The organism is Dactylosporangium sp. NPDC000521, from assembly GCF_042898305.1.
Lineage (GTDB): Bacteria > Actinomycetota > Actinomycetes > Mycobacteriales > Micromonosporaceae > Dactylosporangium.
In genome coordinates this window covers 173,768-198,715 of the sequence record NZ_JBIAYW010000013.1, presented here as the reverse complement: position 1 = coordinate 198,715, position 24,948 = coordinate 173,768, and the positions used below count along the sequence as shown (strand labels likewise).

Below are 24,948 nucleotides of genomic sequence, written 5' to 3'. Positions count from 1 at the left end.
TTTAGCGCAGCAGGGAGAGGACGTTCTGCGGCGCCTGGTTGGCCTGGGACAGCATGCTCGTGCCGGCCTGGGTCAGGATCTGTGAGCGGGTGAACGACACCATCTCGGAGGCCATGTCCGTGTCACGGATGCGCGACTCCGAGGCGGACAGGTTCTCCACGGCTGTGTTCAGGTTGTTGATGGTGTGCTCGAACCGGTTCTGGTATGCACCGAGCGTGGCCCGAGCGGTCGAAATACCCTTGATCGCCGTGTCGATCGCGGTGATGGCCGCCGACGCGGCCGTCACGAGGTCGAGCGAGCTGACCCCGAGGCCGGTCGAGTCGAAGCCGGTCACACCGGTCACGCCACCGAAGGCGGCGGTACCGAGGTCGACCGCGATCTGGTCGGCGGACGCCGTGTTGGCGCCAACCTGGAAAGTACCCGTGTAGCTGGCCGACGGGTCGAGCAGCTTCTGCCCGCCGAAGGCCGTGGTGGTCGCGATCCGGTCCAGCTCAGCGTTCAGCTGAGTGAACTCGGTCTGCGCGGCCGTGCGCGCATCGGTGTCCTGCGAACCCGTGGACGACGCCTGAACGGAGAGGTCACGCATACGCTGCAGGATCGAGTGCGTCTCGGTGAGAGCACCTTCAGCGGTCTGCACGACCGAGATGCCGTCCTGAGCGTTGCGCACCGCGACCTTCAGACCGCCGATCTGGGACCGAAGACCCTCGCTGATCGAGAGACCTGCCGCGTCGTCGGCGGCACGGTTGATCCGGTAACCCGACGACAGCCTCTCCAGCGACTTACCCATCTGGCCGTCCGTGACCGACAGGTTACGGTAGGCGTTCTGGGCAGCGATGTTGTTGTTGATGCGAAGACCCATGAAGTTCCTCCTTGAATCGGGTCACGTCCCGGGCCATCCGTGGCCCGTTCGTACTCAACATCGGCGCCCCGCCCTGCCACATAAGGGTTCTGGGCAGGAATTTCCTGGCGGAGACAGCGGCGGCGCCCCCGTGGGTGGAGGCGCCGCCGTGTGTCATCGACTGAGGAGGATGGTGCGTGTGTGCGTTGGTCGTGTGGTTAGAGGGAACTGCTAGCGCAGCAGGGACAGGACGTTCTGCGGCGCCTGGTTGGCCTGGGCCAGCATGCTGGTGCCGGCCTGGGTCAGGATCTGCGATCTCGTGAACGAGACCATCTCCTGGGCCATGTCCGTGTCACGGATGCGGGACTCGGACGCGGAGAGGTTCTCCACCGTGGTGTTGAGGTTGTTGATGGTGTGCTCGAAGCGGTTCTGGTAGGCACCGAGGGTGGCCCGGGCGGTCGAGATGCCCTTGATGGCGGTGTCGATCGCCGTGATGGCGGCCGAGGCGCCGGTCACCAGGTCGAGGCTGGCGGTGCCGAGGCCGGTCGCGTCGAAGCCGGTCACGCCGGTGACGCTGCCGAAGGCGGCGGTGCCGAGGTTGACCGCGATCTGGTCGGCGGTCGTCGTGTTGGCGCCGACCTGGAAGGTGCCGGTGTAGGAGCCCGACGGGTCGAGCAGCTTCTGCCCGCCGAAGGACGTGGTGGTCGCGATCCGGTTCAGTTCGGCGTTGAGCTGGGTGAACTCGGTCTGCGCGGCCGTGCGGGCGTCGGTGTCCTGCGAACCGGTCGAGGACGCCTGGACCGACAGATCGCGCATGCGCTGCAGGATCGAATGCGTCTCGGTGAGCGCGCCTTCAGCGGTCTGCACGACCGAGATGCCGTCCTGCGCGTTGCGGACCGCGACCTTGATGCCGCCGATCTGGGACCGGAGCCCCTCGCTGATCGACAGGCCGGCCGCGTCGTCGGCGGCGCGGTTGATCCGGTAGCCCGAGGACAGCCGCTCCAGCGACTTGCTCATCTGGCTGTCCGTGACCGACAGGTTCCGGTAGGCGTTCTGCGCGGCGATGTTGTTGTTGATACGGAGACCCATGGTGATTCCTCCTTGATCTGGGCCGTGCTGCGCGAGCCGTCCTTGGCCCGCTCGCCGTCGACATCGGCGTCAGCGCCCAGCGCATGAGGAATCTGCTGAGTAAATATTCCGCAACTCAAATATAACGCGAGGGACCCGGTTCCGCAGCGGAACCGGGTCTCTCGGTCACAGGTTGTACGGGACGCCGAGGGGCGACGTGTGCGCCAGCCGGGCGTTCAGGTCGCCCTGGCCGGCGATCTGGCTGTAGTAGGCCTCCCGGCGGCGGGCGACGCAGCCGCCGGCGCGCTCCTGCGCGTTCAGCAGGTGCGGGTCGAGGTGGTTGTTGAGCCCGTCGCGGAGCAGCATGAGCGCCTCCGCCCGCAGCTGGCTGACCCGGCTCTCCGTCACGCCCAGCTCGCGGGCGATGTCGTTCATCGGGCGCTCCTCGAAGAAGTACGCCGTGACGACCGCGCGCAGCCGCTCGGGCAGCGCGCCGATCGCGTGGTGCAGGTAGCCGATCCGTTCGCGGTGCAGGATCAGATCCTCGGGCCCCGGATTCCGCTCGGGGACGAGGTCCTCGGCGGTGCCGGCGGTGAACCCCTGCAGCGACAGCACCACGGCCCGCTGGACGTCGTCGTCGATCGTCTTGAGCTCGTCCGGCGCGATCCCGAGGGTCTCGGCGAGCTCCGTCTGCGTCGGCGTCCGGCCGAGGGCGGCGGTCAGCTCCTGCTGGGTGAGCTCCACCTTGCGGGCGCGGGTGCGCACGGAGCGGCTGGCCCAGTCGAGGCCGCGCAGCTCGTCGAGGAGGGCGCCGCGGATGCGGGTGGTGGCGAAGCTGCCGAAGGGGATCCCCCGGCTGGGGTCGAAGCCCTTGGCGGCGTGGGCGAGGGCGGCCATGCCCGCGGACACGAGGTCTTCGCGGGACACGTGGGCGGGCAGGCGGCCGAGCATCTCGCGCACGAGGTGCCCGACGAGGGGCAGGTGCGCGCGGACGAGGTCGTCCCGCTCGCGGGTGGTGGTGGCGCTGCTGCTGCGTTCCTGGATGGTGCTGGTCACGGCAACCTCTTCGTGGCAGGAGTGGGTCTTCGTGTGCCGGGAACCCCCGGCAAGATCCAGCCTCTGTCACTTTGGGTACACAAGAGGTCGCGCTGGGTTGCTAACAGGTTGTTGTCCTCAGGCGGCCTCTCCCAGGCCGGAGGTGGGCATGCCGAGCGCCGTCGTGTGCGCCAGCCGGGCGCTCAGGTCGCCCTGCCGCGCGATCTGGCTGTAGTACGCCTCCCGCCGGCGGGCGACGCAGCCGTTGCCCCGCTCCGGGGCGGCCAGCAGCTGCGGGTCCAGGTGGTTGTTGAGCCCGTCACGCAGCAGCACGAGCGCCTCGGAGCGCAGCTGGCTGATCCGCGACTCGGTGACGCCCAGCTCCGCGGCGATGTCGGCCATCGGCCGCTCCTGGAAGAAGTACGCGGTGACCACGTACCGCAGCCGCTCCGGCAACGCGTTGACGGCGTGGTGCAGGTAGCCGATCTTCTCCCGGTGCAGGATCAGGTCCTCCGGGCCCGGCGTGCGCTCCGGCACCAGGTCCTCGGCGGTGCCGGCGGTGAACCCCTGCAGCGACAGCACGACCGCGCGCTGCACGTCGTCGCCGATCGCCTTCAGCTCCTCGGGCGCCACGCCGAGCGACTCGGCCAGCTCCGCCTGCGTCGGAGTGCGCCCAAGCGCGGCGGTCAGCTCCTGCTGGGCCAGCTCCACCTTGCGGGCGCGGGTGCGCACGGAGCGGCTGGCCCAGTCGAGGCCGCGCAGCTCGTCGAGGAGGGCGCCGCGGATGCGGGTGGTGGCGAAGCTGCCGAAGGGGATCCCCCGGCTGGGGTCGAAGCCCTTGGCCGCGTGGGCGAGCGCCGCCATCCCGGCCGAGATCAGGTCCTCGCGGGACACGTGGGCCGGCAGGCGGCCGAGCATCTCGCGCACCAGGTGCCCGACGAGGGGCAGGTGGCTGCGCACGGCGGCGTCCAGCTCCGCGGCGTTCAGGGAGGTCCGGGTCTCGGTCTGGGCTTCGGTGGTGACAGTCACGGCAACCTCTTCGTGGCAGGAGTTGGTCGAGAACCAGCCTCGGTAGCCACGGGTGCAGGCGACGGTGACGCAAAGTTGCGGTGAGGTTGTACTCAAGCCCGTCATCGACCTGCCGACCTCTATGGGTGAAGCGATCGATGACGCGGTGAGGGGTGGAGCACGCATGGGGCTGGCGGATCTCGCGAGCATCCTGTGGCGGGAACGCGAGATGCTGGAGCTGCTGCTGTTCAAGCTCGAGGAGGAGCAGCTGGTGCTCGCCGGCGGGCGCACCCGCTGGCTCGCGCACGCCACCCGTGAGGTCGAGGTCGTGCTGGAGGAGATCCGGCGTACTGAGGTCGTCCGGGCCGCCGAGGTCGAGGCGATCGGCGCCTCCCTCGGGCTCGGCCCGAACCCGAGCCTCAGCCAGCTCGCCGAGGCGTCCCCGGCACCCTGGTCGGACCTGCTCAACCAGCACCGCATGGCGTTCCTGACGCTGACCGCCGAGGTCAGCGCGCTCGCCGAGGCCAACCGCGACATTCTCACCACCGGCGCACGGGCCGCCCGCGAGACGATGCTGGCGGTCGCGGGCTCCGTCGAGACCTATGGGCGGCGGGGGCAGACCGTCGGTTCGGCACCCCGCAACCGGCTGATTGACGAGGCGATGTAGATGAGCACCTTCTCCGGCCTGAACACCGCGCTGTCCGCGCTCTACGCGCAGCGCCGGGCACTGGACATCACCGGCCAGAACATCGCCAACGTCAACACCGAGGGCTATTCGCGGCAACGGGTGGAGCTCACGCCGGTCGAGAACGTGACCGAGCCGGCCCGCTACTCGACCAGCAGCGGCGTCGGCGACGGCGTCAGGATCACCGGCGTCACCCGGCTGCACGACGAGTTCATGACCAACCGCACCCGCGCCGAGCACGGGCTCAACGAGTACCTCCAGGCGCAGAAGACCGTCTACGCCAACGTGGAGCAGGCGCTCGGCGAGCCCAGCGACACCGGGCTGCAGGCGCAGCTGTCGGAGTACTGGTCCGCCTGGTCCGACGTGGCGAACCGCCCCGGCGACACCTCGGCCCGCACCCAGCTGCTCTCCCGCGCCAACACGGTCGCCGGGTCGATGCGCACCACCCGGGCCAACCTGGAGCAGCTGTACTCCGCCACGCGCGAGCAGCTCACCGCCGACGTCAACGTGGTCAACCAGACCACCGCCTCGGTCGCCGACCTCAACACGCGCATCGCCCTGGCGAAGGTCGCCGACATGCCGACGAACGAGCTGACCGACAAGCGCGACCAGCTGGTGCTGCGGCTGTCGGAGCTGACCGGCGCGACCGCCCGGCCCAAGGAGGACGGCACCACCGACGTGCTGCTCGCCGGTGCCGTGCTGGTGCAGGGCGACACGGCGCGCGAGCTGGTCGCGTCCGGCTCGTCCGCCGTCGACGGCCGGCTCCTCGCGCCGGCGAAGGTGACCTTCAGCGACGGCACGGCCGTGTCCATCACCACCGGCAGGATCGCCTCGCGGCTCGAGTCGCTCACCACGACGGTCCCGGACGCGGTGGCGGGCCTCGACAGGGTCGCCGGCCTGCTCATCCAGTCCGTCAACACCCAGCACGCCCAGGGCTGGGACATCACCGTCGTGCCGCCCGCCACGGTCCCGACGCCGCAGCAGGGCGGTGCCTTCTTCTCCGGCACGGACGCGCGCACCATCGGTGTGGCGATCACCGACCCGACGAAGGTCGCTGCGTCCAGCACGTCGAGCAACCCGTTCCAGGGGGACAACGCGACCGCGCTGGCGGACCTCGCGAAGAACCCGGCGGGCGCCGACGTCCAGTACCGCAACTACGTGGTCGACGTCGGCATCGCGGCGCAGACGGTCAACCGGCGCGCCGACGCCCAGCAGGTCATCGCCGACGACGTGACCGCCGCCGAGCAGGCGGGGTCCGGCGTCAGCCTCGACGAGGAGATGACCAACATGCTGCAGTTCCAGCGTGCGTACGAGGCGGCGGCGAAGGTCATCTCGGTGGTCGACAGCACGCTCGACTCGCTGATCAACATGAAACGGTAGGGGGGAACGGATGCCCGGCTTCCGCGTCACGGAACGCTCCATGGCCAGCAACACGCTGTCGAACCTTCAGGTCAATCTCTCGCGCAACCAGCAGCTGCAGAACCAGCTGTCCAGCGGCAAGCTCATCACCAAGGCGTCGGACTCGCCCGGCGGCGCGGTGATCGCGATGCAGCACCGCGCCGACGTGGCGACGCTCAACCAGTACTCCCGCAACGCCGACGACGGAATCGGATGGCTGAACATGGCCGACACGGCCCTGAAGAGTGCCTCGACGCAGATGAACCGGGCGCGTGAGCTGGTGCTGTCCGGTCTGTCGAGCGGCACGGCCGGCAGCCCGGAGGCGCGCGAGGCGATCGCGCTGGAGGTCGACAACCTGCGCGACTCGATGATCAACCTCTCGAACACCACGTACCTCGACCGGCCGATCTTCGGCGGCAGTACGCCCGGCTCGCTCGCCTACGACAAGAACGGCGACTACCAGGGCGACGACGGTAAGATCAACCGTACGATCAGCGGTAACGCCACCGTCCGCGTCGACACCGGCGCCGAGGACGTCTTCGGCCCGGAGGCTGGCAACGGCAACGTGTTCAAGCTGCTCGGCTCGATCGCCGACCACCTGCGCAACAACCCCGCGGGCCTGCAGCAGGACCTCGCCGAGGTCGACACGGCGCAGAAACGCATCCAGGCGGGCCTCTCCGGGGTCGGCTCCAGATACAATCAAGTGTCCGAAATGCAGCAAACTGCCCAGAATCGGGTGCTCGATCTGAAGGCGCAGCTGTCCGATGTCGAGGACATCGACCTGCCGAAGACGATCACCGAACTCGCCCTGCAGCAGACCGCCTACCAGGCCGCCCTCGCCGCCACCGCGAAGGTGATCCAGCCTTCGCTGGTCGACTTCCTGCGGTAGGCCCGCCGCCAGCACACACGTGAGGAATCCATGAGCGTCGCGACCGTGGGACAGCCAGAGACCACCACGCTGCCGGTGATCGACTTCGTAGCGCCGATGCCGGGCTTCCCGGACGACCGCCGGTTCGTGCTCGTCCGTCTGGAGGACACGGGCATGCTGTATGCCTTGACCTCCGTCGACTCCGCCGGCCTGCGGTTCCTGGTGGTGCCGCCGGCGCAGTTCTTCCCCGACTACGCGCCGGAGGTCGACGACGACGCGCTCGCCGCCCTCGGCGTCAGTGACGCCGAGGGGCTGCTGGTCCTGCTCGTCGTCACGGCCGGCGACGGCGTCCAGGATGCCACCGTCAACCTGATGGCCCCGATCGTCCTCGACCAGCAGAGCCGCCGCGCGGTGCAGCTGGTGCTGACCCGTAGCGGTCTGTCCGTGCGGCAGAAGCTCGTCGCCGTCGCCTGATCGGGTCTTTCACCCCGGACAAACGGCAAATCGGGTACTGTTCGCGTATCGCCCAGCGAAGGAGCGGCTTGTGCTCGTCCTGACCCGACGTCCCGGGGAAAGCGTGATGGTCGGTGACGATGTCGTCGTCACCGTGCTCGACGTGCGCGGCGACGTCGTGCGGCTGGGCATCAAGGCGCCGCGCAGCATCCAGGTCCATCGCGAAGAGGTCTACCGCGAGCTCCAGAAGGTCAACCGCGAGGCCGCGTCGCCCAGCGACGTCGCCGTGCGTGCCCTGAGCCGCCTGCTCCGCGCCGACGTCGAACAGCAGTAGCGGGCCCGAACCCGACTTCTCAGGACGTCTCCGCCGATGCCGATCGGCCAGGTGGGTAACGCCTCGAGAAGGGCACGTCATGGGCGCTCTGCGCGACTGGCTCCGAAATCGGCCGATCGCCGTCAAACTGGGAGCGGTCTGCGCGGTCGCCCTGGTCACCGTCGGCGCGCTGCTGCTCGTTGGGGTGCGCGCACTCTCCGACGGTGAGACGCGTGCCCGGGAGCTCGAGCAGATCGGCAAGCTGACCCGCGTGACCCTCGAGGCCGACATGGCCCACGACGCGATCCGCGGAGACGTGCTGCGCATGCTCCTGGCCGCCTCCCGCGGCGGTGACACCAGCGGCGAGGCGGCCGAGGTGCGGACCGACCTCGCCAACCACAGCGGAATCCTCGGCGACGTCGCCCCCACCTTCACCGCCACGGGCATGGACGCCTCCGTCCGCGCGGCCGCGCAGGCCGTCGACCCGGCGATCGCGAACTACATCGACCTCGCCGGCCAGACGGTCGCCGCGGCGGCCGGCGGCGACCGCAACCCGGCGTCGTACCTGGAGTTCCAGGCCGCCTTCTCCGAGGTGGAGCGGGCGCTCCCCGGCGTCAGCGACGCCCTCGAACGGGTCGCCGCGGCCGCGTCGAAGTCCGTCGGCGACGAGCGCGACCGGGCCGTGCTCGCCCTGTCCGCCGCGGGCGTCATCGGCATGCTGCTCATCGTCGCGATCAGCTGGCTCGTCATGCGCGGCATCGTCGTGCCGCTGCGCGACGTGTCCTCCGTGCTCAACGGCATGGCCGAGGGTGACCTCTCGCGCACCTCGGCGGTCGACTCCACCGACGAGGTCGGCCTGATGGCCCGCGACCTCAACCGGGCCATCGACAGTGTCCGCGGCACCGTGCAGGCGCTGTCCACGTCGGCGCGCACCGTCGCCACGTCCGCCGACGAGCTGTCCGGCGCGTCGCAGCGGATCGCGTCGGCGGCCGGGCTCGCCAGCGACCGGGCCGGCGCGGCCAACCGGGCCGCCGGCGAGGTCTCGCAGAACATCGACACCCTGGCGTCGGCGAGCGAGGAGATGGGCGGCTCCATCGCGGAGATCTCCCGCAACACCGACGACGCCCTGCGGGTCGCCGGCGACGCGGTCAGCATGGCCGACCAGACCAACGCGATGATGTCGCGCCTCGGCGCCTCGTCCGGCGAGATCGGCGACGTCGTCAAGGTGATCACGTCGATCGCCGAGCAGACCAACCTGCTCGCCCTCAACGCCACGATCGAGGCCGCCCGCGCCGGCGACGCGGGCAAGGGCTTCGCGGTCGTCGCCGGGGAGGTCAAGGACCTCGCGCAGGAGACCGCCCGTGCCACCGACGGCATCAGCCGGCGGGTCGAGCAGATCCAGGCCGACGCCGACCGCGCCATCGAGGCGATCAGCGAGATCGGCTCGATCATCGCCCGCATCAACGACTTCCAGGTCACCATCGCCAGCGCCGTCGAGGAGCAGACGGCCTCGACGCGGGAGAGCAGCCGGACGGTCCACGACGTCGCCGCCCGTACCGGCGAGATCGCCGCCACCATCGCGGACATCGCCGACGTCGCCGGGCGCAACACCGCGGAGGCGGACACGTCGCTCACGGCGGCCCGCCAGCTCGCCGGGATGGCCGAGGACATGAACGCCCTGGTCGCCCGCTTCCGCTTCTGACCCTGCCCGCCGCTTCCGCTTCTGACCCTGCCCGCCGCTTCCGCCGCTGGCGCTGCTCGCCGCCTTCGTTGGCGGCGCTGCTCGGCGCATCTGTACTGACGCTGCTCGCCGCCTTCGTCGCCGCCGCTGCTCGCCGCTTTCGTTCTGTGGCAATCGGCAGACGTCAGGGCCACCGCCGCCGAAAATTGAAGGCATGCTCTACAGCGACGCTGACCTGCGGACGCTGAGCGCCCCGGAGCGCTGGCGGCGCATCGCGCCGTTCCTCACCGTGGCGGTCCTCGCCTTCGGCACGGCCCTCTTCCCGCCCGCGGTCGACCGCGTGGCCCTCGTGTCCGCCGTGGTCGTGCTCGCTCTGGTGATCGGCCTGACCGTCACCGTGCCGTGGCACCGCCTGCCGGGCATCTACGAGGCGGCGCCGCCGCTGGGCTTCTTCGGCGTCGTCGCGCTGCTCAACATCCCCGAGACCGGCGACGGCCCGGCCGGCTACGGCGCGCTCGCGCTGCTGCCCGTCTTCTGGCTGGCGCTGTACCACGGCCGCGCGGCCACCGCGATCGGCGTCGTCGCGCTGGCCGTCGTCTTCTCCCTGCCGATGCTGCGCAGCGAAGACGTCGCCCAGAACGAGTGGCGCCGCGGGGTGCTGGTGTTCGCGATCGGCGCCCTCATGGCGTCCGCGGCGCAGAGCTGGGTCCGCCGCAACCGCGCCGGCGCCGCGGAGCTCGCCGCCCGTACCCGCGAGGTCAGCCGCGAACGCGACTTCAACCGCGCGATCCTCGACAGCGCGGGCTTCCTGGTCATGGTGCTGGACACCGACGGCCGGATCACCGCCTTCAACCGCCGCTGCGAGGAGGTCACCGGCTTCACCGCCGACGACGTCATCGGCCGCCCGTTCTGGAGCGCCGGCATGTCCGCCGACGACACCGGCCGCGGCGACGACGCATTCGCCCACCTCACCGCCGACGCGTTCCCCAACACGTTCGAGAACGACTGGCTCGCCGCCGACGGCAGCCGCCACCGCATCGTCTGGAGCAACACCGCCCTCACCGACGAGCACGGCAACCTGACCCACGTGATCGGCACCGGCCTCGACGTCACCACGCAACGGCACACCGAGCGCCTCTTCGCCGACGTCCTCGCCGCCGCCACCGAACAGGCCATCATCGGCACCGACCGGCGCGGCACCGTCACCGTCTTCAACGCCGGCGCCGAACGCCTCCTCGGCCACCGCGCCGCCGACGTCGTCGGCGCCGTCACCCTCGACCGCTTCCACCTGCCCGCCGAGCTCCCCGGCCTGGCCACCCTCTTCGAGCCCGCCCAGGCCGGCGACTCCGAGCCCCGCGAGTGGACCTACGTGCGCCGCGACGGCGCCACGCTGCCCGTCGCCCTCACCGTCAGCGTCATCCGCGGCGAGTCCGGCGAGGTCACCGGCTACCTGTCCGTCGCCCGCGACGTCACCCGGGAGCGCCGCACCGTCGAGGCGATGCGCCACGCCCTGGACCGCGAGCGGGCCGCCGCCGCCCGCCTGCGCGAGCTCGACAAGGTCCGCGCCGACCTGGTCGCCACCGTCTCGCACGAGCTGCGGACCCCGCTCACCAGCATCCTCGGCAACGTCGAGGTCATCGTCGACGGCGACGCCGGCCCCGTGCAGCGCCCCCAGGCCCGCCTCCTCGCCGCCGTCGAACGCAACGCCCGCCGCCTCCTCGCCCTCATCGAGGACCTCCTCATGCTGTCGCGCATCGAGGCCGGCCAGGTGAAGATCAACGCCGGCCCCGTCCACCTCCGCGCCGTCGTCTCCGGCGCCCTGGAGGCCCTGCAGGCCGTCCGCGGCCAGCGCGACGTCCACCTCGACATCGACCTGCCCGACACCCCCCTCGTCGTCCACGGCGACCGCGACCAGCTCGAACGCGTCGTCATCAACCTCCTCGACAACGCTTTGAAGTTCACCCCGCCCGGCGGCAGCGCCCGCCTCGCCGCCGACCTCGACGGCCCCCAGGTCCGCCTCACCGTCACCGACACCGGCATAGGCATCCCACCGGCCGAGCTCGACCAGATCTTCGACCGGTTCTTCCGCTCCAGCCGCTCCCAGGAGCGCCAGAGCCAGGGCACCGGCCTGGGCCTCGCCATCACGAAGTCCATCGTCGAACGCCACGGCGGCCGCATCTGGGCCGGCCCCGCCAACGGTCAGGGCACCGTCGTCACCTGCCTCCTGCCCCTGCACGCCGCCCCGGTCCCCGCCCGCACCGCCTGACATCGGCGATCCCGCGGCACTCGGCATCCCGCCGGACCGGCGCGAGCCAAGGCCTCCCGCCGGCGGCCCCGGACGCGTGAGCCGCGGACCGGGTCGTCACCAGGTGGAGACGTCGCCGCCGATCAGGGTCACCGCGGCCACCGACGTGATGCCGACCAGGACGGCCACGAGGCCGACGTCGAGAGTGGCGGCGCCGCGGTCGTCGCGCACGAGACGGGCGTGCAGCCTGGCGATCAGGTTCGTCATCGCAACTCCTTCGGGGGCGGCTTTCGGTGACGTAAGCATGACGGAACGTGACTGGTTGGCGCTGTCCGATGCGGGTGCGGTGAGGGCGGGATGAACGCCTGACATGGGGTTGCCGGGGAGGTGTCGGAGGGCGGCAGAAGGGAATTCAGCGGGCCATGTCGGCACCCTGTTTGCGGAAAGTCACCCCTTCGGGGTGGCGCGCGGACCAGAATGAGTCTGTGCCAAAGATCGACATTGGTCTGGCAAAGCTGCTCGCGCTGGTCCTCGTGGCCGGTTCACTGACCGCACCAACGGCGTCGGTGAACGTGTCACGCGCCGCGGTCGCGCGCGGCTGGTTGCCGGTGATTCCTGTTCCACCCACCGGCGAGCCCGCGGAGGCCGCCGACAGCGGCGGCCGGTGCGCCGATGCGACCGGCACGTGGCTGGGCATGCACTGGCGCAACGAGTTGCGCTGGCGGGTCAACGAGCAGACGATCCCCGCGTACCTCGGCGACCGCAGCACCGTCGTGGACTCGTTGCGCAGCGCGGCGACCAACGTGGACATCGGCCGCAACGACTGCGGGCTGCCGGCGAATCTCGGCATCCAGGAGTCGTACGCCGGACGCACCGACCAGAAGGCGGGCGTGACCGCCGCGGGTGGCTGCGGCGAGCGGGACGGCCACAACACCGTCTCGTTCGGGCGGCTGGAGCAGGGGCTGCTCGCGGTGACGTGCATCTGGTGGTTCGGCGGCAAGGAGAACGGCCGCAGCGTCGAGACCGACATCCTCATCGACGACACCGAGGGCCTGTTCTTCACCACGACGCCCCCGGACTGCTCGTCGCGCTGGGATCTCGAGGGCACGGTCACGCACGAGTTCGGCCACGCGTTCGGCCTGGGGCACGTGCCGTTCGCCGAGCACGGGACGCAGACGATGACCGACGGGCTCCCGGACTGCTCCACCGCCTACCGCGGGCTCGGGCTCGGCGACTACCTGACCCTGAAGCAGCAGTACGGCACGAACTGACGGCGGCAACGCTCCGGCAACCCGGCGCGTACCTGGTCGAGCTACCTGAGCTGGCGACCTTGAAGGGGACCACCCACCCCTCATGGGAGATCAGTTCATGTTGCGAAGCTTCAAGCAGTACGTCCTCGTTCCCGCTCTGGCGCTCGCCGCGACGGCGACGACGCTCGTCGTGACCACCGCCCCGGCCGACGCGGCAGTCGTCTCCGTCCGCGTCAGCGGCACCCTCGCCGCCCGCAGCGGCGCCGCCAACTGGTTCGCGCAGACCCGGCAGATCAAGAACAAGCAGAAGGTGACGGTCACCTGCAAGGTCACCGGCCAGTACCTGCGCGGCAAGGTCCGGCGCACCGCCCAGTGGGACCGCACCGCGATCGGTGACTTCATCTCCCACGCGTACGTCTCCGGCAACCCCAAGCTGCCGACCTGCGTCATCGCCCCGCCCGCCCCCGCACCGGCGCCCACGACCGCCGCGCCCGTCGCGCCCCCGGCCGCCGCGGTCCCGATGGGCCCGACCGGCACGATGACCAACGCGCAGTTCCTGGCCGCGTCGATCCCCGCCGCCCAGCAGAGCCAGCGCGACACCCGCGTGCCGACCTCCGTCACCCTCGCCCAGGCCATTCTCGAGTCCGGCTGGGGCCGCAGCTCCCTGTCGGCCAACGACCGCAACTTCTTCGGCATGAAGTGCTTCAACAACGCCCCGGGCGCCTACGCCTCCGGCTGCAAGTCCTACAGCACCCAGGAGTGCACCGCCGCCGGCCTCTGCGGCACGACGGTCGCCACGTTCCGCACGTACGCCACCGCCGCCGCCTCGTTCACCGACCACGGCATGGCCCTGAAGAACCTGTCCCGCTACGCGGCCGCCTTCAACTACGTCAACGACCCGAACCAGTTCGTCGCCGAGGTCCACAAGGGCGGCTACGCCACCGACCCGCTCTACACCACGAAGCTGGTCGCGCTCATGCAGAAGTACAACCTCTACCAGTACGACCTCGCCCTGTAGGCGGTTGTCGCGCCGGTACGAACAACGGCGGCGGTCACGCCCGGCTCACCCCGGACGTGGCCGCCGCCGGCTGCGTTACTGGACCGTGTGCTGCTCAACCTGATCACGACGGACGCGGAACCGCGAAGTCCCGTCCGTCGCCGCCACGTGATCGCGACCGGTTGTGACGATGAGGACCTGGTCGTCACCGTCCTCGATGTCGCAACGAAGGTGAACCGGGATCGGGACGCTCTCCTCGTCAGGTCCCAGGGCCGCCGTGAAGATCGGAACCTTGTCCACGAACTGCCACTCCCGGCCGTCGGCATCCACGAGACGTACCCTGATCCAGCCCGGCCAGTCCCGGTCGACCCAGGCGATCGCCTCACACCGCAACAGCGACCAGTCACCGTGCACCTCGCAATCCTGTACTGAAGCGAACCGGCGATCAACCTCAGCGGGCCGGGCAGCGACCGACCTCGTGCGGGCAAGCGGTGACCTGCTCGACGAGCCGGAGCTCGCCGCGGCGGACGTCGCACTTCCGCTGACCCTCACCACCTGGGCCCACGCCGGCCGGACCTTCGAGGTCGGCCAGCGGTCGGGTCGGTGTGCCCGGTCATCGTGCAGTGACCCGGATCGCCGGCGCTGAACGCTGTGGAGGAGTTGGCCCACCAGCCGAGGTGGCAGGTGCCTGGCGGTCCGTGCGCAGCAGCATGACGTACAGACGGCAAAAACGCGGACCGGCGAGGGGGTGCCGGTCCGCGTTTCGACTGTGGGTGCAGCGTTTTAGGCGGCGTCCACCGAGACGAGGAGGCCCTGGTTGACGGCGGCCATGAGGGCCTGGGAGCGGTTGTTGACGCGGAGCTTGCTGTACAGGCGGGACACGTAGGTCTTGACCGTGGCCTCGGAGACGGCGAGGCGCTGGGCGATGGTCGGCAGGCTCAGGCCGTCGCGCATGAGGGAGAGGACCTCCTGCTCGCGCTGGCTGAGCAGGCCGGTCTGGCCGCGGCGCCGGGAGAGGGCGGAGGAGAGGCCCGGGGCGGTGAAGGAGTGCGGGGCGACCGCCGCGTGACGGATGGCGGCGAGGACCGACGGGATCGGGGCGGCCTTGGTGACGTAGGCGGAGAGGCCGGCGTCGAGGGCGCGGTAGAGGAGGTTGTCGTCGCTGACGGCGCTGAGCAGCACGACGCCGAGGTCGGGGCTGGCGGTGCGCAGCCGGCGGGCGAGGCTGATGCCGTCGCTGTCGGCGAGGGAGGCGTCGATGGTGACGACGTTGGCGCGGGTCTCGGCGACGACGCGCTCGGCTTCGGCGGCGCTGCCGGCCTCGCCGACCAGAGTGATGTCCGGGACGGTCGCCACGACACGGTTGAGGCCGAGTCGGAGTAGGACGTGTTCATCGACGGCGACCAGTCGGATCGTCATCTGGGCTCCTCAGGAAAGGGTGTCGTGGCCTGCACGTTTACGGCGTGGATCATTGCCTGGTAAGCGTCGCAGGACGCACCGGCCGGGTGCCAGACGCTGCAATTGACCTGCGCTCGTCGGCAACCGTGCTGCACCGCAGGACAATCGGACACCGGTGGACACCGTCAGCTATCCGGCCGGATTCGCACCTTCCCGAGCGGCCCGGGCGCTCAGGAGAGGAGCACCGGGAAGGGCAGGGCGTCGCGGGGCAGGGTGATGCGCATGGTGGTGCCGCCGCCGGGCGTCTCGTCGATCACCAGCTTGGCGTCGTGCGCCTCCACGATGCGCTGGCAGGTGGCGAGGCCGATGCCGGAGCCCTCCACGTCGGTGCGCAGCCTGGTGAACATCTCCAGCACGCGCGGGCGGTCCTCCTCGGCGATGCCGATGCCGTTGTCGGCGATGGCGAAGGTCCAGCCGTCGGGGTCCTCGGCGCCGGTGATCGAGATGTGGCAGGCGCGGCTGCGGTCGCGGAACTTCAGCGAGTTGCTGACCAGGTTCTGGACGAGGACGCGCAGCTGGGTGGCGTCGCCGTACACCATGGGCAGCGGACCGGTGTCGACCGTCGCCCGCGCGGCCGAGATCGCGGCGCCGACGTCGTCGAGGACCTGCTGCACGACGGCGCCGAGGTCGACCTGGGCGAAGGACGGCCGTCCACCGAGCGACGCGTGCGACAGGACGTCCTCGATCATGCGCCACATCCGGGTCGCGGAGGACAGGGCCTTGTCGACGCAGCGCTTCGCGGTGGCGTCCGCGAGCACCGCGTCGGTCTCGGCCAGCATCGCCACGAAGCCGAGGACGCCGGTGAGCGGGTTCTTGAGGTCGTGGCTGACCTGGCCGGCGAAGTGCTGCAGGGAGGCGTTGGAGCGCTGCAGCTCGCGGGTGGTGCGCCGCACCGTGTCGAGGGCCTGTTCGAGCAGCTGGCCGTGCCGGTGCAGGTCCATCACGTCCATGACCATGCGGGCCAGCTTCTCCAGGCCCTCGCGCTGCTGCGGGTTGAGCTCGTGCGGCCGCTGGTCGAAGACGCAGAGGCTGCCCAGGACGTGGCCGTCCCGGTCGCGCAGGTGCGCGGAGGCGTAGAAGCGCACGTCGTCGATCTCGCCGGTGACGAACGGGTTGCGGTTGAAGCGGGGGTCGAGGGTCGCGTCGCGGACGACGACGGTCTCCGGCTCGACGATGCTGATCGCGCACATCGAGTCCCCGCGGTCGCAGATGCCGGGCTCGAAACCGTAGGCGGCCATCTGGTGCTGCTGGGTCGCGGAGATGATGTTGACGACCGCGTTCGGCACGCCGCAGATGTAGGCGGCGAGCTCGACGACCGACGGCAGGTCCGGCAGCGGGGGCACCCCGAGGATGCCGTAGTCCGCGAGGGACCGCAGCCGCTCCTGCTCGTCGGCCGGCACCGGGAAGGCGCGCGTCTTCGTGCTCGAGTGCGATGCGCTGGTCATGGTGCGACCATAGGCGCCGAAAGTTGCTGGTCAGCCCAGTTCGTACCGCAGCGTCAGGGTGTGCGCGCCGCCCTCGGCGATCGAGATGTCGGCGGTGCCGCGGATGCCGGTCAGCTCGCCGGTGCCGGTGTCCGGGACGACGGTCCAGGAGGCGCCGGCGCCCGACGCCGTGTGGTGCAGCACGAACGTGCCGGACCGGCCGTGGAGGCTGCCCAGGAAGCGTTCGAAGCCGACGTACGCGGAGGACTCCTGGACCGCCGCGTGGCACATGACCGTGAAGGCCTCGCTGGTGCCGGCGAAGTCGCCGGTGAAGGTCTTGGTGATCCTGGTGCGCATCAGGCGGGCGCCGGAGCGCTCGTCGCAGGCGTCCTCTTCCCAGGTCTCGATCGTGAAGGGCGCGACGGCCTTGGTTTCCATGGGTCGCAGCCTCCCGTACGAACCTGACAACCGCCGTCAGGAATGGGGCAGCGTGATCCGTACGGTGACGCCGCGCTGCTCGACGGAGGTCACCATGCCGCCGCCGTGACGAGCGGCGATCTCGCGGCCGAGCATGAGCGCGAGTGCCGCGGTGCGGTGCTCGCCCGGGTGGTCCGGGTGCGGGATCCGCATGGACAGCAGGCGCTCGGCGCTCAGCGGGCCCGCGACCGTGGCGGCCACCAGCACCGTCCAGGTGCCGCCGGCACGGGAGGCGGTCACGGTGATCGGCCGGTCCGCGTCGTTGACCGCGCCCGCGACGTCCACGGCGGTGCGCAGCAACTGCCGCAGCAGTGGCCCGTCACCGAAGAGGTGCGCGGCGTCCGGCACGTCCAGGGCGATGGCGAGCCCGCCGGTGACCTCCTGGAGCAGCGGCCGCAGTTCGACCCGGACCGCGTCGAGCGGCGCCTCGGCGGACTCCAGCTCGGCCAGCAGCATGAGGTCGGCGACGGTCAGCTGCATGCGCTCCGCGTTGCGCCGGATGGCGGCGAGCGCGGAGTGCCGGTCGGCCGGGTCGAGCTCGAGGATGTCCTCGGCGGCGTCGAGCATGTTCGCGAACGTGATGATCGAGGTCAATGGCGTCCGCAGCTCGTGCGCGGCCACCCGGATGAACTCGGTCCCCAGCTGGGACATGCCGGAGCCGGTCGTCGTGTCGGGCGATCCGGTGGTTTCTGTGGCGGTGTCGTCAGCGATGAGCACCCCCTCGGTCCTTCGGAAACGTTACAGGACATGTCATTACATTGCGTAGGATATGTGTGTACCGACAGTAAGCGGCGAATGTCGCAAAGGCTGCCGGCCGAGGAGAGCTTTGCGTGGAGAGACCGACCGTCTGGTTGACACGGGCCTGATCGAAGGTGCCGTGGTCGACCTGGTGGTCCGTGCCGCGAGCGCGACCACCGTGGTGGACGCGCAGCGCCTCGTCGCGGAGCTGCGGGGCTTCTCCGGCGTCCGTTCCGCGGAGATCGTCGCCGCGCTGACCCCGGTCGTCGGCGAGCTCGACCTGCTGGAGCGGCTCCCGGTCGGACCGGCCCAGTGGGGTCAGGAGCTGCGGGTCGACTTCAGCGCCGCGCCCGCCCGCACCGAGCTGCTCGCCGCCGCCGCGGAGATCGCCGCCGCCGCCGACCGCGCCCTCGCCCAGCCGTGCCGCGCCGTGCCGCCACCGCCGATGCTCGGCTCGCCGCTCGCCTGGGCGATCACCACCGGCGCGCGGGCCATGATCCTGACCGTCGACCCCGCCCGGGGATGGAGCGCGCTGTCCGACTCGTTCGGCGCGGTCCTCGGGCACGACCGCCACAGACCCCCGGACTACCGCCTCATCGACCTGATCCACCCCGACGACCGGCCCGCGGCCGTCGCCATGTTCCTGACCTGCTGCGCCGGCGACCACCCGGCCGGGACCACAGACCTGCGGCTGTGTACCGCCGCCGGCCGGTGGCGCGTCATCGAGGTCGCCGCCCGCAGCTTCGTCGACGACGCCCAGGTCGGCGTCGTCGTCTTCTTCGGCATCGACGTCACCCGCCAGCGCGAGTCCGAGCGCACCGCCGCCGTCGAGCGGCAGCGCCTCGCGCGGCTCGTCGAGACGATGGACGACGGGCTGCTGCTGCTCGACGAGCAGGGCCGGGTCCGGCTGGCGAACCTCGCCGCGCACCGGCTCCTGGACACCGGCATGGTCGGCCCCGGCACGTCGCGCGGCGACCTGACCGACGACGACCCGCTCGACTGGGCCGCGGTCATCGGCCGCACGGTCGAGCGGGCCGGCAGGGACTCGGCGCGGATCCAGCGGCTGCGCGAGGCGTTCGTCCTGCGGCACGCGATCGTCGGCGAGGAGATCCCGCTCGACGACGGGCGGGTCCTGGAGATCGATCTGGTGCCGGTCGCCGGCCCCGGCGAGACGGACTCGGGCTCGCTCGTGCACCTCCGGGACGTCACCGCCAGGGTCGCGGTCCGCCGCGGGCTGGAGGAGCGCAGCCGCGGCCTGGAGGAGCGCAACCAGGCGCTGGTCGAGGCGACCGCGCTCAACAACGAGTTCGTCGCCACCGTCTCGCACGAGCTGCGCGGCCCGCTGTCGTCGGTCGTCGCGTTCGCGCACCTGCTCGGCGACGTCACCACCGGCGACCTGAGCGAGGACCAGCGCACCTACCTCGACGTGATCGACCGCAACGCCAACCGGCTGCTGCGCCTCATCGAGGACCTGCTGCTGCTGTCCAGGCTCGAGGCGCGCACCCTCCAGCTGCGGCCGATGCCGACCCGGCTGCCTGAGCTCCTCGCCGTCGCCGTCGCCGAGCGGACCCCGGCGGCGCTCGCGGCCGGGCTCGAGCTGGTGCTGGAGTGCGAGGACGGGCCCGAGGTGATCTGCGACGACACCCGGGTGCACCAGGTGGTGGACAACCTGGTGAGCAACGCCGTGAAGTTCACCCCGAGCGGCGGCAGGGTCACCGTCCGGGCAGGGCCCGACGGCGACGGCTGGACGGTCGCCGTGGCGGACTCGGGTGTCGGCATACCCGCCGCTGACCTGCCCCGGCTCTTCAGCGCATTCTTCCGCGGCTCCAACGTCGCCGCGGTGGTCGGGCGGCAGGTCATGCCCGGCACGGGGCTCGGGCTCGTGGTGAGCCGGGCCATCGTCGAACTACACGGCGGCGGCATCAGCGTCGCCAGCACCGAAGGGGTCGGCACGACGGTCACGCTGTCGTTGCCTTCGCGACCAGCACGAAATGGGGGATGATCGTGAGCCGGCTTCTCGTGGTCGAGGACGATCCGGATATCGCCATGGCACTGCGCCTGCTGCTGACGCGGGCCGGACACCAGGTCGCACACGCCAAGGACGGCAGGACCGGGCTCAGGGACGCCTATACGGAGCGCCCCGAGCTCGTCATCCTCGACATCGGGCTGCCCGGCATGGACGGCTGGCAGGTCCTGGAGCGGCTGCGCGACGTCAGTGACGTCCCGGTGCTGCTGCTGACCGCGCACGGGCAGGAGTCCGACAAGGTGCGCGGGCTGCGCGGCGGCGCGGACGACTACCTCACCAAGCCGTTCACCAACGCGGAGCTCGTGGCACGGGTCGAGGCGCTGCTGCGACGCAGTGCCGGACCCGCGTCCTGGGCCGACGAGGTGTACGACGACGGCGTCCTGCGCATCGACCCGGCCGCCCGCCGGACGTTCGTCGCCGGCGACGAGGTGCGCCTCACGCCCACCGAGTTCCGCCTGCTGAACGTGCTGGTCCGGCACGCCGGCGCGGTGCTGTCGCCCAACCAGCTGCTCGCCCAGGCCTGGGACGACCCGACCGGCATCGGCCCGGAGCGGGTCAAGTTCGCGGTCCTGCGGCTGCGGCGCAAGCTCGGCTGGACCGACCCGGACGCGTCGCCGATCGAGTCCGTGCGGGGGTTCGGCTACCGGTACCGGCGGCCGGTCCTGGACCGTGCCGGCGAATGACGGACCGCGTCAACCCAAGCGCAACTGGCCGGGACCGGGGGAAAGGACCCGGGCCCGGCAGCCTGATAGCTGGAAATAACAGCCAGCCCCAGGGAAGAGAGCCCACATGATCGACCAGCACGTTGACGGTCACGTCCACACCGCCTTCTCGTCCGGCCGGGACAGCGTCAGCGTCCTCGTCGCCAGCGCCGAGCAGGCGGGGCTGACCGAGGTGACGTTCGCCGACCGCGTGGGTCCCGACACGAGCTGGCTGTCGCCGTACCTCGCCTCGATCCAGCGCGCCCAGCAGCGCACCGACCTCGTCCTGCGCCGCGGCGTCGAGGTCGAGGCGATCGGCATCGACGGCTGGCTGGCGTTCCCGTCCGACCTCAACGGCCTGGAGGTCATCTCCGTCGGGCTCAACCGTCTGCCGCTGCCCGCCGGGCTGCTCAGCCCCGACGCCGTGCGCGGGCTCATCGACAACGGCACCATGCGCGCCCTGGACGTCATCGACCAGGTCGTCACCGTGACGGGCCTGGCCGTGGAGCGGGTCTCCCGCTACGCGCCGACGCGCCTCGCCCGCCCGCTGGACTTCCTCTCCCGGGCCGGCATCGAGGAGTCCGCGGTGCCGGAGACGGCGATCGCCGACCTGGTCGAGGCGTGCCGCGCCAACGGCACGGTCGTCGAGGTCAGCGAGCGGCACCGGCTGCCGGGGCTGCGCTTCGCCCAGGCGTGCGCCGAGGGCGGCGTGCGGCTGGTCGCGGTCAGCGACGCGGTCCGCGCCAGCGAGGTCGGCTACTACCGGTACGTCCGCGAGGTCGCGGCGGCGCTGCAGTGCTCGCCGGCCACGGCCTGAACGGTCTCAACCGCGAACCGGCCACGGCTGGAAACGTCCACCCGCGAGCCGGCCACGGCTCGGAACTGTTCCGCCCGCGATCCAGCCAGGACCCGCCGTTATCCGCTCGAAAAGGGCAGATCACGGCGGGTCCGACTTTAGGATCGAAGTTGTGCCGAAGGATCGCGAACTCGTCCTCGTCTCCCTGTTGCAGGAGGCGACCCGGATCGCGAACGAGGCGGACAGCATCGCCGACGCCGGGCTGCCGGTGATCCGGGCGGTCTGCGCCGCCACCGGCTGGGACGCCGGCCACCTGTGCCTGCCCGACGAGCGCGACCGGCGCGTCTTCGTGTCCACGGACATCTGGTACGAGGAGGTCCCCGGCACCTTCGGCCCGCTGCGCAGCGCGAGCGAAGGGCTCCGGTTCACGTACGGCGGCGGCATCGTCGGCACCGCAGCCCGCACCGGCCGCCCCGTCTGGACCGCGGACGTCTCCGCGGACGTCAACTTCCTGCGCGCCCGCTTCCCAGGCGCGACCGCGGGCGTCGGGGCCGCCATCGCCTTCCCGATCACCGCCCGCGGCGTCGTCGCGGCGGTGCTGGAGTTCTTCACCCGCGAGCCGGCGGAGCCCGACCCGCGGCTGCTGGAGATCATGGCCGACGTCGGCATCCAGCTCGGCCGGGTCGCCGACCGGATGGCCGCCACCCAGGCGCTGCGCTTCGGCACCGAGCGCATGGAGCGCATCCTCGACAGCTGCATCGAGGCGTTCGTCGCGATGGACGAGGGCGGCATGATCACCGGCTGGAACGCCGCCGCCGAGAAGGTCTTCGGCCTGTCGAAGGAAGAGGCGATCGGCCGCAGGCTGGCCGACACGATCGTGCCGCCGCGGTTTCGCGTGGCCCACCACCTCGGCGTCGGCCGCTTCCTGACCACGGGCGAGCGGCACGTGCTCGACAACCGGATCGAGATCGTCGCCTGGCACGCCAACGGCTACGAGTTCCCGGTCGAGCTCGCCGTCTGGGCCGTACGGGACGCGATGCAGGGCTGGAGCTTCAACGCCTTCGTGCATGACATCACCGACCGCAAACGCACCGAGGACGCGCTGCGCGCCGCCTACGAGCACGAGCGCGAGGCGGTCTCCCGGCTGCGCGAGCTCGACCTGGTCAAGAGCGACTTCGTGGCGACCGTGTCGCACGAGTTCCGCACGCCGCTGACCAACGTGATCGGCCACCTGGAGGTGCTCACCTCCGGCGAGGCCGGCGAGCTCAACCCGGCGCAGGCCCGGATGCTGCAGGTCATCGGCCGCAACTCCGACCGGCTGCGGGCGCTCATCGAGGACCTTCTCACCATCTCCAAGGTCGAGGCCGGGGTCTTCGACCTCGAGCTGGTCCGCACCGACCTCACCGAGGTGCTCGTCGCCGCGCGCCGCGCCGTCGAGTCGCGGGCCAAGCGCCGCGGCCACCGCCTGGAGCTGCGCACCGCCCCGCACCTCGGCACCGTCGACGCCGACCCCGAGCAGTTCCAGCGCGCCCTGGTCAACCTGCTGGTCAACGGGATCAACTTCACCCCCGACGGTGGGCTCATCGAGCTGACCGCGCAGCACGACGGCGACCACGTGGTGGTCGCGGTCCGTGACACGGGGGTCGGCATCGACGACGTGGAGCAGGGGAAGCTCTTCACGCGGTTCTTCCGCGGCACGTTCGCCGTCCGTGAGGCCGTGCAGGGTGCCGGGCTCGGCCTGGCGATCACGAAGACGATCGTGGAGGGTCACGGCGGCGAGATCGCCGTCGACAGCGTCGTCGGCGCCGGCACCACCTTCACGATCAGGATTCCACGCGAACGTCCTCTTTGGCTGTGACCGGCTCCGCCGGCTTCTCCGCCGGCTTCTCCGCCGGTGCCTCCTCCGCCGGTGTCCTCCCGGACGTCTTCTTCTCTGGTGACTTCTCTGCCGACTTCTCGGGTGTCTTCTCGGGCGTCAGGACCGTCTGGAAGCCGGTGCGGGTCATCTGCCCCCACTCGTGCTTGCCGCCCTTGATCGCGGCCCACATGCCCAGCGTCCGCCACATCGCGGTCAGCTGCCGGTAGCCGAAGTTCTCCAGCACCGACGCGAGGACCGAGGCGATGAGGTCCGTCCAGCGGTGGTACCGGTGGAACGAGTACTCCTCGACCGTCAGCGCGATCAGGTTGAGCAGCAGTGCGTAGCCGTACGCGACGGCGATGAACACGAGCGCGAACCGGCCGTCGATCGCGCCGACGTACAGCCCGAGCGGGACCAGGACCACCCCGGCCAGCTCGATGATCGGCGCCAGCAGCTCGAAGAGCACGTAGTAGGGCATCGCGACGAGCCCGATCCGCCCGTACCTCGGGTTCAGGATCATCGACCGGTGCTTGCCGAGGATCTCGGTGATGCCCCGGTGCCAGCGGCGGCGCTGCTTGCCGAGCACCTTCAGCGAGCTGGGCGCCTCGCTCCAGGACACCGGCTCGGCGACGAACACGATCCGGTAGTCGCGGCGCTGCCGGCGCAGGTGCCGGTGCAGCCGGACGACCAGCTCCGCGTCCTCGCCGATGCAGTCGTGGTCGAGGCCGCCGACCTCGACGAGCAGGTCCCGGCGGAAGATGCCGAACGCGCCGGAGATGATGAGCAGCCCGCCGATCCTCGACCAGCCGGTCCGGCCCAGCAGGAACGCCCGCAGGTACTCCACCACCTGCACCCTGGCGAGCCAGTTGCGCGGCATTCGGACGTCGACGATACGACCGGCGACGACCGTGCAGCCGTTCGCGACGCGGATGACGCCGCCGGACGCGACGGTGCGCATCGGGTCGTCGGTGAAGGGCTTCGCCACCGACAGCAGCGCCTGCGGGTCGAGCACGGAGTCGGCGTCGACCATGCAGACGAGCGGGTACTGGGCGACGTTGATGCCCGTGTTGACCGCGTCGGTCTTGCCGCCGTTCTGCTTGCGCACCACGACGAGCGGGTCCGGCCGCTCCCGCGGCACGTGCACCGACTGGATGCGTCCCCGGGTGGGGGTCGCGTCGGGCACCACGCGGGGCACCTCGACCAGGCCGAACTCCTCCCGCAGCCGCTCGAACGTGTCGTCGGTGGACCCGTCGTCGATGACGATGACCTCGAAGACCGGGTAGCGCAGGGCGAGCATCGCCTGGACCGACTGCACGATGCCCGCCGACTCGTTGTACGCCGGGACCAGCACCGACACCGGCTGGGTGAGCGGGCTGCGGTAGGTCTCCTCGTGCCCGGCGAACGGCACCCGCCGCATGTGGTGCACGAACTCGGCCGACGCGAGCACGATCAGCACCAGGTAGCTGGAGTTGATCAGCAGGAAGTACGTCAGGATGAACACGTCCGTGACGGTCAGCAGCTGCCGTACCCAGTCAGCGGTCATGCCGCCACCTCCGCTGCGCTCCGGCGTCGGCCTGACCGCGGGACTGTGCTCCTGATGACCGGCTCCTCGCTCCGCTGCGGGCCGGTCA

At 71.0% G+C, this 24,948-nt stretch carries 24 protein-coding genes; 13 read left to right on the top strand and 11 right to left on the bottom strand.

Annotated elements, in window-relative coordinates; genetic code table 11:
- Window position 1: 1 nt before the first annotated feature.
- The 4 genes from ACFY3L_RS36150 to ACFY3L_RS36135 form a co-directional block, all read right to left on the bottom strand.
- Complete coding sequence (locus tag ACFY3L_RS36150) at window positions 2-859, bottom strand: flagellin (RefSeq protein WP_389334698.1); 858 nt, start codon at window positions 857-859, stop codon at window positions 2-4.
- Between the two features lie 210 nt (window positions 860-1,069).
- Window positions 1,070-1,927, bottom strand: coding sequence for a flagellin (locus ACFY3L_RS36145; RefSeq protein ID WP_389334695.1), 858 nt, complete (start codon window positions 1,925-1,927; stop codon window positions 1,070-1,072).
- A gap of 165 nt (window positions 1,928-2,092) precedes the next feature.
- The gene (locus ACFY3L_RS36140) at window positions 2,093-2,962 is read right to left on the bottom strand and encodes a sigma-70 family RNA polymerase sigma factor (protein WP_389334692.1); all 870 of its coding nucleotides are present in this window, start codon (window positions 2,960-2,962) and stop codon (window positions 2,093-2,095) included.
- A gap of 117 nt (window positions 2,963-3,079) precedes the next feature.
- A complete protein-coding gene (locus ACFY3L_RS36135; protein ID WP_389334690.1) occupies window positions 3,080-3,970 on the bottom strand; it encodes a sigma-70 family RNA polymerase sigma factor in 891 nt (296 codons plus the stop codon).
- A gap of 163 nt (window positions 3,971-4,133) precedes the next feature.
- Between ACFY3L_RS36135 and flgN the strand changes: the two genes are divergently transcribed.
- The 7 genes from flgN (at window position 4,134) to ACFY3L_RS36100 (ending at window position 11,613) form a co-directional block, all read left to right on the top strand.
- Window positions 4,134-4,616, top strand: coding sequence for a flagellar export chaperone FlgN (gene flgN / locus ACFY3L_RS36130; protein WP_389334687.1), 483 nt, complete (start codon window positions 4,134-4,136; stop codon window positions 4,614-4,616).
- On the top strand, window positions 4,617-6,014 hold the full coding sequence (flgK, locus tag ACFY3L_RS36125) for a flagellar hook-associated protein FlgK (protein ID WP_389334684.1): 1,398 nt from the start codon (window positions 4,617-4,619) through the stop codon (window positions 6,012-6,014). It abuts the gene before it with no gap.
- Window positions 6,015-6,024: 10 nt separating this feature from the next.
- Window positions 6,025-6,921: a flagellar hook-associated protein FlgL gene (gene flgL, locus ACFY3L_RS36120; protein WP_389334681.1), complete on the top strand. Its 897-nt coding sequence runs from the start codon at window positions 6,025-6,027 to the stop codon at window positions 6,919-6,921.
- Window positions 6,922-6,966: 45 nt separating this feature from the next.
- Window positions 6,967-7,374, top strand: coding sequence for a flagellar assembly protein FliW (gene fliW, locus ACFY3L_RS36115; protein WP_389334678.1), 408 nt, complete (start codon window positions 6,967-6,969; stop codon window positions 7,372-7,374).
- A gap of 70 nt (window positions 7,375-7,444) precedes the next feature.
- Window positions 7,445-7,687: a carbon storage regulator CsrA gene (csrA, locus tag ACFY3L_RS36110; protein WP_389334675.1), complete on the top strand. Its 243-nt coding sequence runs from the start codon at window positions 7,445-7,447 to the stop codon at window positions 7,685-7,687.
- Window positions 7,688-7,766: 79 nt separating this feature from the next.
- The gene (locus ACFY3L_RS36105; RefSeq protein ID WP_389334672.1) at window positions 7,767-9,368 is read left to right on the top strand and encodes a methyl-accepting chemotaxis protein; all 1,602 of its coding nucleotides are present in this window, start codon (window positions 7,767-7,769) and stop codon (window positions 9,366-9,368) included.
- Between the two features lie 193 nt (window positions 9,369-9,561).
- A complete protein-coding gene (locus ACFY3L_RS36100; RefSeq protein WP_389334669.1) occupies window positions 9,562-11,613 on the top strand; it encodes an ATP-binding protein in 2,052 nt (683 codons plus the stop codon).
- Between the two features lie 96 nt (window positions 11,614-11,709).
- On the opposite strand, the gene ACFY3L_RS36095 is transcribed toward ACFY3L_RS36100, so the two are convergent.
- Window positions 11,710-11,859, bottom strand: coding sequence for a hypothetical protein (locus tag ACFY3L_RS36095; protein WP_360565968.1), 150 nt, complete (start codon window positions 11,857-11,859; stop codon window positions 11,710-11,712).
- 218 nt (window positions 11,860-12,077) lie between these two features.
- Here ACFY3L_RS36095 and ACFY3L_RS36090 point away from each other — a divergent pair, with 218 nt between their 5' ends.
- Both ACFY3L_RS36090 and gsmA read left to right on the top strand, forming a co-directional pair.
- On the top strand, window positions 12,078-12,863 hold the full coding sequence (locus ACFY3L_RS36090; RefSeq protein WP_389334666.1) for a hypothetical protein: 786 nt from the start codon (window positions 12,078-12,080) through the stop codon (window positions 12,861-12,863).
- A 97-nt stretch (window positions 12,864-12,960) separates the two neighbouring features.
- Window positions 12,961-13,860, top strand: coding sequence for a sporangiospore maturation cell wall hydrolase GsmA (gsmA, locus tag ACFY3L_RS36085; RefSeq protein WP_389334663.1), 900 nt, complete (start codon window positions 12,961-12,963; stop codon window positions 13,858-13,860).
- A 75-nt stretch (window positions 13,861-13,935) separates the two neighbouring features.
- Here gsmA and ACFY3L_RS36080 read toward each other — a convergent pair whose 3' ends face one another.
- The 5 genes from ACFY3L_RS36080 to ACFY3L_RS36060 form a co-directional block, all read right to left on the bottom strand.
- Window positions 13,936-14,169 carry a hypothetical protein gene (locus tag ACFY3L_RS36080; RefSeq protein WP_389334660.1) on the bottom strand — a complete coding sequence of 78 codons (234 nt, stop codon included), beginning with the start codon at window positions 14,167-14,169 and terminating at the stop codon, window positions 13,936-13,938.
- 453 nt (window positions 14,170-14,622) lie between these two features.
- A complete protein-coding gene (locus ACFY3L_RS36075; protein ID WP_389334657.1) occupies window positions 14,623-15,258 on the bottom strand; it encodes a LuxR C-terminal-related transcriptional regulator in 636 nt (211 codons plus the stop codon).
- A 209-nt stretch (window positions 15,259-15,467) separates the two neighbouring features.
- Complete coding sequence (locus ACFY3L_RS36070; RefSeq protein WP_389334654.1) at window positions 15,468-16,742, bottom strand: ATP-binding protein; 1,275 nt, start codon at window positions 16,740-16,742, stop codon at window positions 15,468-15,470.
- 30 nt (window positions 16,743-16,772) lie between these two features.
- Window positions 16,773-17,159 (bottom strand): DUF3224 domain-containing protein, encoded by a 387-nt coding sequence (locus ACFY3L_RS36065; RefSeq protein ID WP_389334651.1) that lies wholly within the window; start codon window positions 17,157-17,159, stop codon window positions 16,773-16,775.
- A gap of 36 nt (window positions 17,160-17,195) precedes the next feature.
- Window positions 17,196-17,915, bottom strand: a complete 720-nt coding sequence (locus ACFY3L_RS36060) for a sensor histidine kinase (protein WP_389334648.1) — start codon at window positions 17,913-17,915, stop codon at window positions 17,196-17,198.
- A gap of 160 nt (window positions 17,916-18,075) precedes the next feature.
- Between ACFY3L_RS36060 and ACFY3L_RS36055 the strand changes: the two genes are divergently transcribed.
- From ACFY3L_RS36055 to ACFY3L_RS36040, 4 genes are all read left to right on the top strand, one after another.
- Window positions 18,076-19,938, top strand: coding sequence for an ATP-binding protein (locus ACFY3L_RS36055; RefSeq protein WP_389334645.1), 1,863 nt, complete (start codon window positions 18,076-18,078; stop codon window positions 19,936-19,938).
- Entirely contained in the window at window positions 19,935-20,645 is a 711-nt protein-coding gene (locus ACFY3L_RS36050) for a response regulator transcription factor (RefSeq protein ID WP_344512041.1), read from the top strand. The genes ACFY3L_RS36055 and ACFY3L_RS36050 overlap by 4 nt, the downstream gene beginning before the upstream one ends.
- 106 nt (window positions 20,646-20,751) lie before the next feature.
- A complete protein-coding gene (locus ACFY3L_RS36045) occupies window positions 20,752-21,480 on the top strand; it encodes a hydrolase (protein WP_389334642.1) in 729 nt (242 codons plus the stop codon).
- A gap of 151 nt (window positions 21,481-21,631) precedes the next feature.
- On the top strand, window positions 21,632-23,317 hold the full coding sequence (locus tag ACFY3L_RS36040; RefSeq protein WP_389334639.1) for an ATP-binding protein: 1,686 nt from the start codon (window positions 21,632-21,634) through the stop codon (window positions 23,315-23,317).
- Here the strand turns inward: ACFY3L_RS36040 and ACFY3L_RS36035 are convergent.
- On the bottom strand, window positions 23,283-24,860 hold the full coding sequence (locus ACFY3L_RS36035) for a glycosyltransferase (protein ID WP_389334636.1): 1,578 nt from the start codon (window positions 24,858-24,860) through the stop codon (window positions 23,283-23,285). The genes ACFY3L_RS36040 and ACFY3L_RS36035 overlap by 35 nt on opposite strands.
- Between the last annotated feature and the right edge of the window lie 88 nt (window positions 24,861-24,948).

Coding starts and splice junctions, on each gene's coding strand:
- ACFY3L_RS36150 (WP_389334698.1), bottom strand. CDS start 859: ATGGGTCTTCGCATCAACAACAACATCGCTGCCCAGAACGCCTACCGT.
- ACFY3L_RS36145 (WP_389334695.1), bottom strand. CDS start 1,927: ATGGGTCTCCGTATCAACAACAACATCGCCGCGCAGAACGCCTACCGG.
- flgN (WP_389334687.1), top strand. CDS start 4,134: ATGGGGCTGGCGGATCTCGCGAGCATCCTGTGGCGGGAACGCGAGATG.
- flgK (WP_389334684.1), top strand. CDS start 4,617: ATGAGCACCTTCTCCGGCCTGAACACCGCGCTGTCCGCGCTCTACGCG.
- flgL (WP_389334681.1), top strand. CDS start 6,025: ATGCCCGGCTTCCGCGTCACGGAACGCTCCATGGCCAGCAACACGCTG.
- ACFY3L_RS36105 (WP_389334672.1), top strand. CDS start 7,767: ATGGGCGCTCTGCGCGACTGGCTCCGAAATCGGCCGATCGCCGTCAAA.
- ACFY3L_RS36100 (WP_389334669.1), top strand. CDS start 9,562: ATGCTCTACAGCGACGCTGACCTGCGGACGCTGAGCGCCCCGGAGCGC.
- ACFY3L_RS36095 (WP_360565968.1), bottom strand. CDS start 11,859: ATGACGAACCTGATCGCCAGGCTGCACGCCCGTCTCGTGCGCGACGAC.
- gsmA (WP_389334663.1), top strand. CDS start 12,961: ATGTTGCGAAGCTTCAAGCAGTACGTCCTCGTTCCCGCTCTGGCGCTC.
- ACFY3L_RS36075 (WP_389334657.1), bottom strand. CDS start 15,258: ATGACGATCCGACTGGTCGCCGTCGATGAACACGTCCTACTCCGACTC.
- ACFY3L_RS36070 (WP_389334654.1), bottom strand. CDS start 16,742: ATGACCAGCGCATCGCACTCGAGCACGAAGACGCGCGCCTTCCCGGTG.
- ACFY3L_RS36065 (WP_389334651.1), bottom strand. CDS start 17,159: ATGGAAACCAAGGCCGTCGCGCCCTTCACGATCGAGACCTGGGAAGAG.
- ACFY3L_RS36050 (WP_344512041.1), top strand. CDS start 19,935: ATGATCGTGAGCCGGCTTCTCGTGGTCGAGGACGATCCGGATATCGCC.
- ACFY3L_RS36045 (WP_389334642.1), top strand. CDS start 20,752: ATGATCGACCAGCACGTTGACGGTCACGTCCACACCGCCTTCTCGTCC.
- ACFY3L_RS36035 (WP_389334636.1), bottom strand. CDS start 24,860: ATGACCGCTGACTGGGTACGGCAGCTGCTGACCGTCACGGACGTGTTC.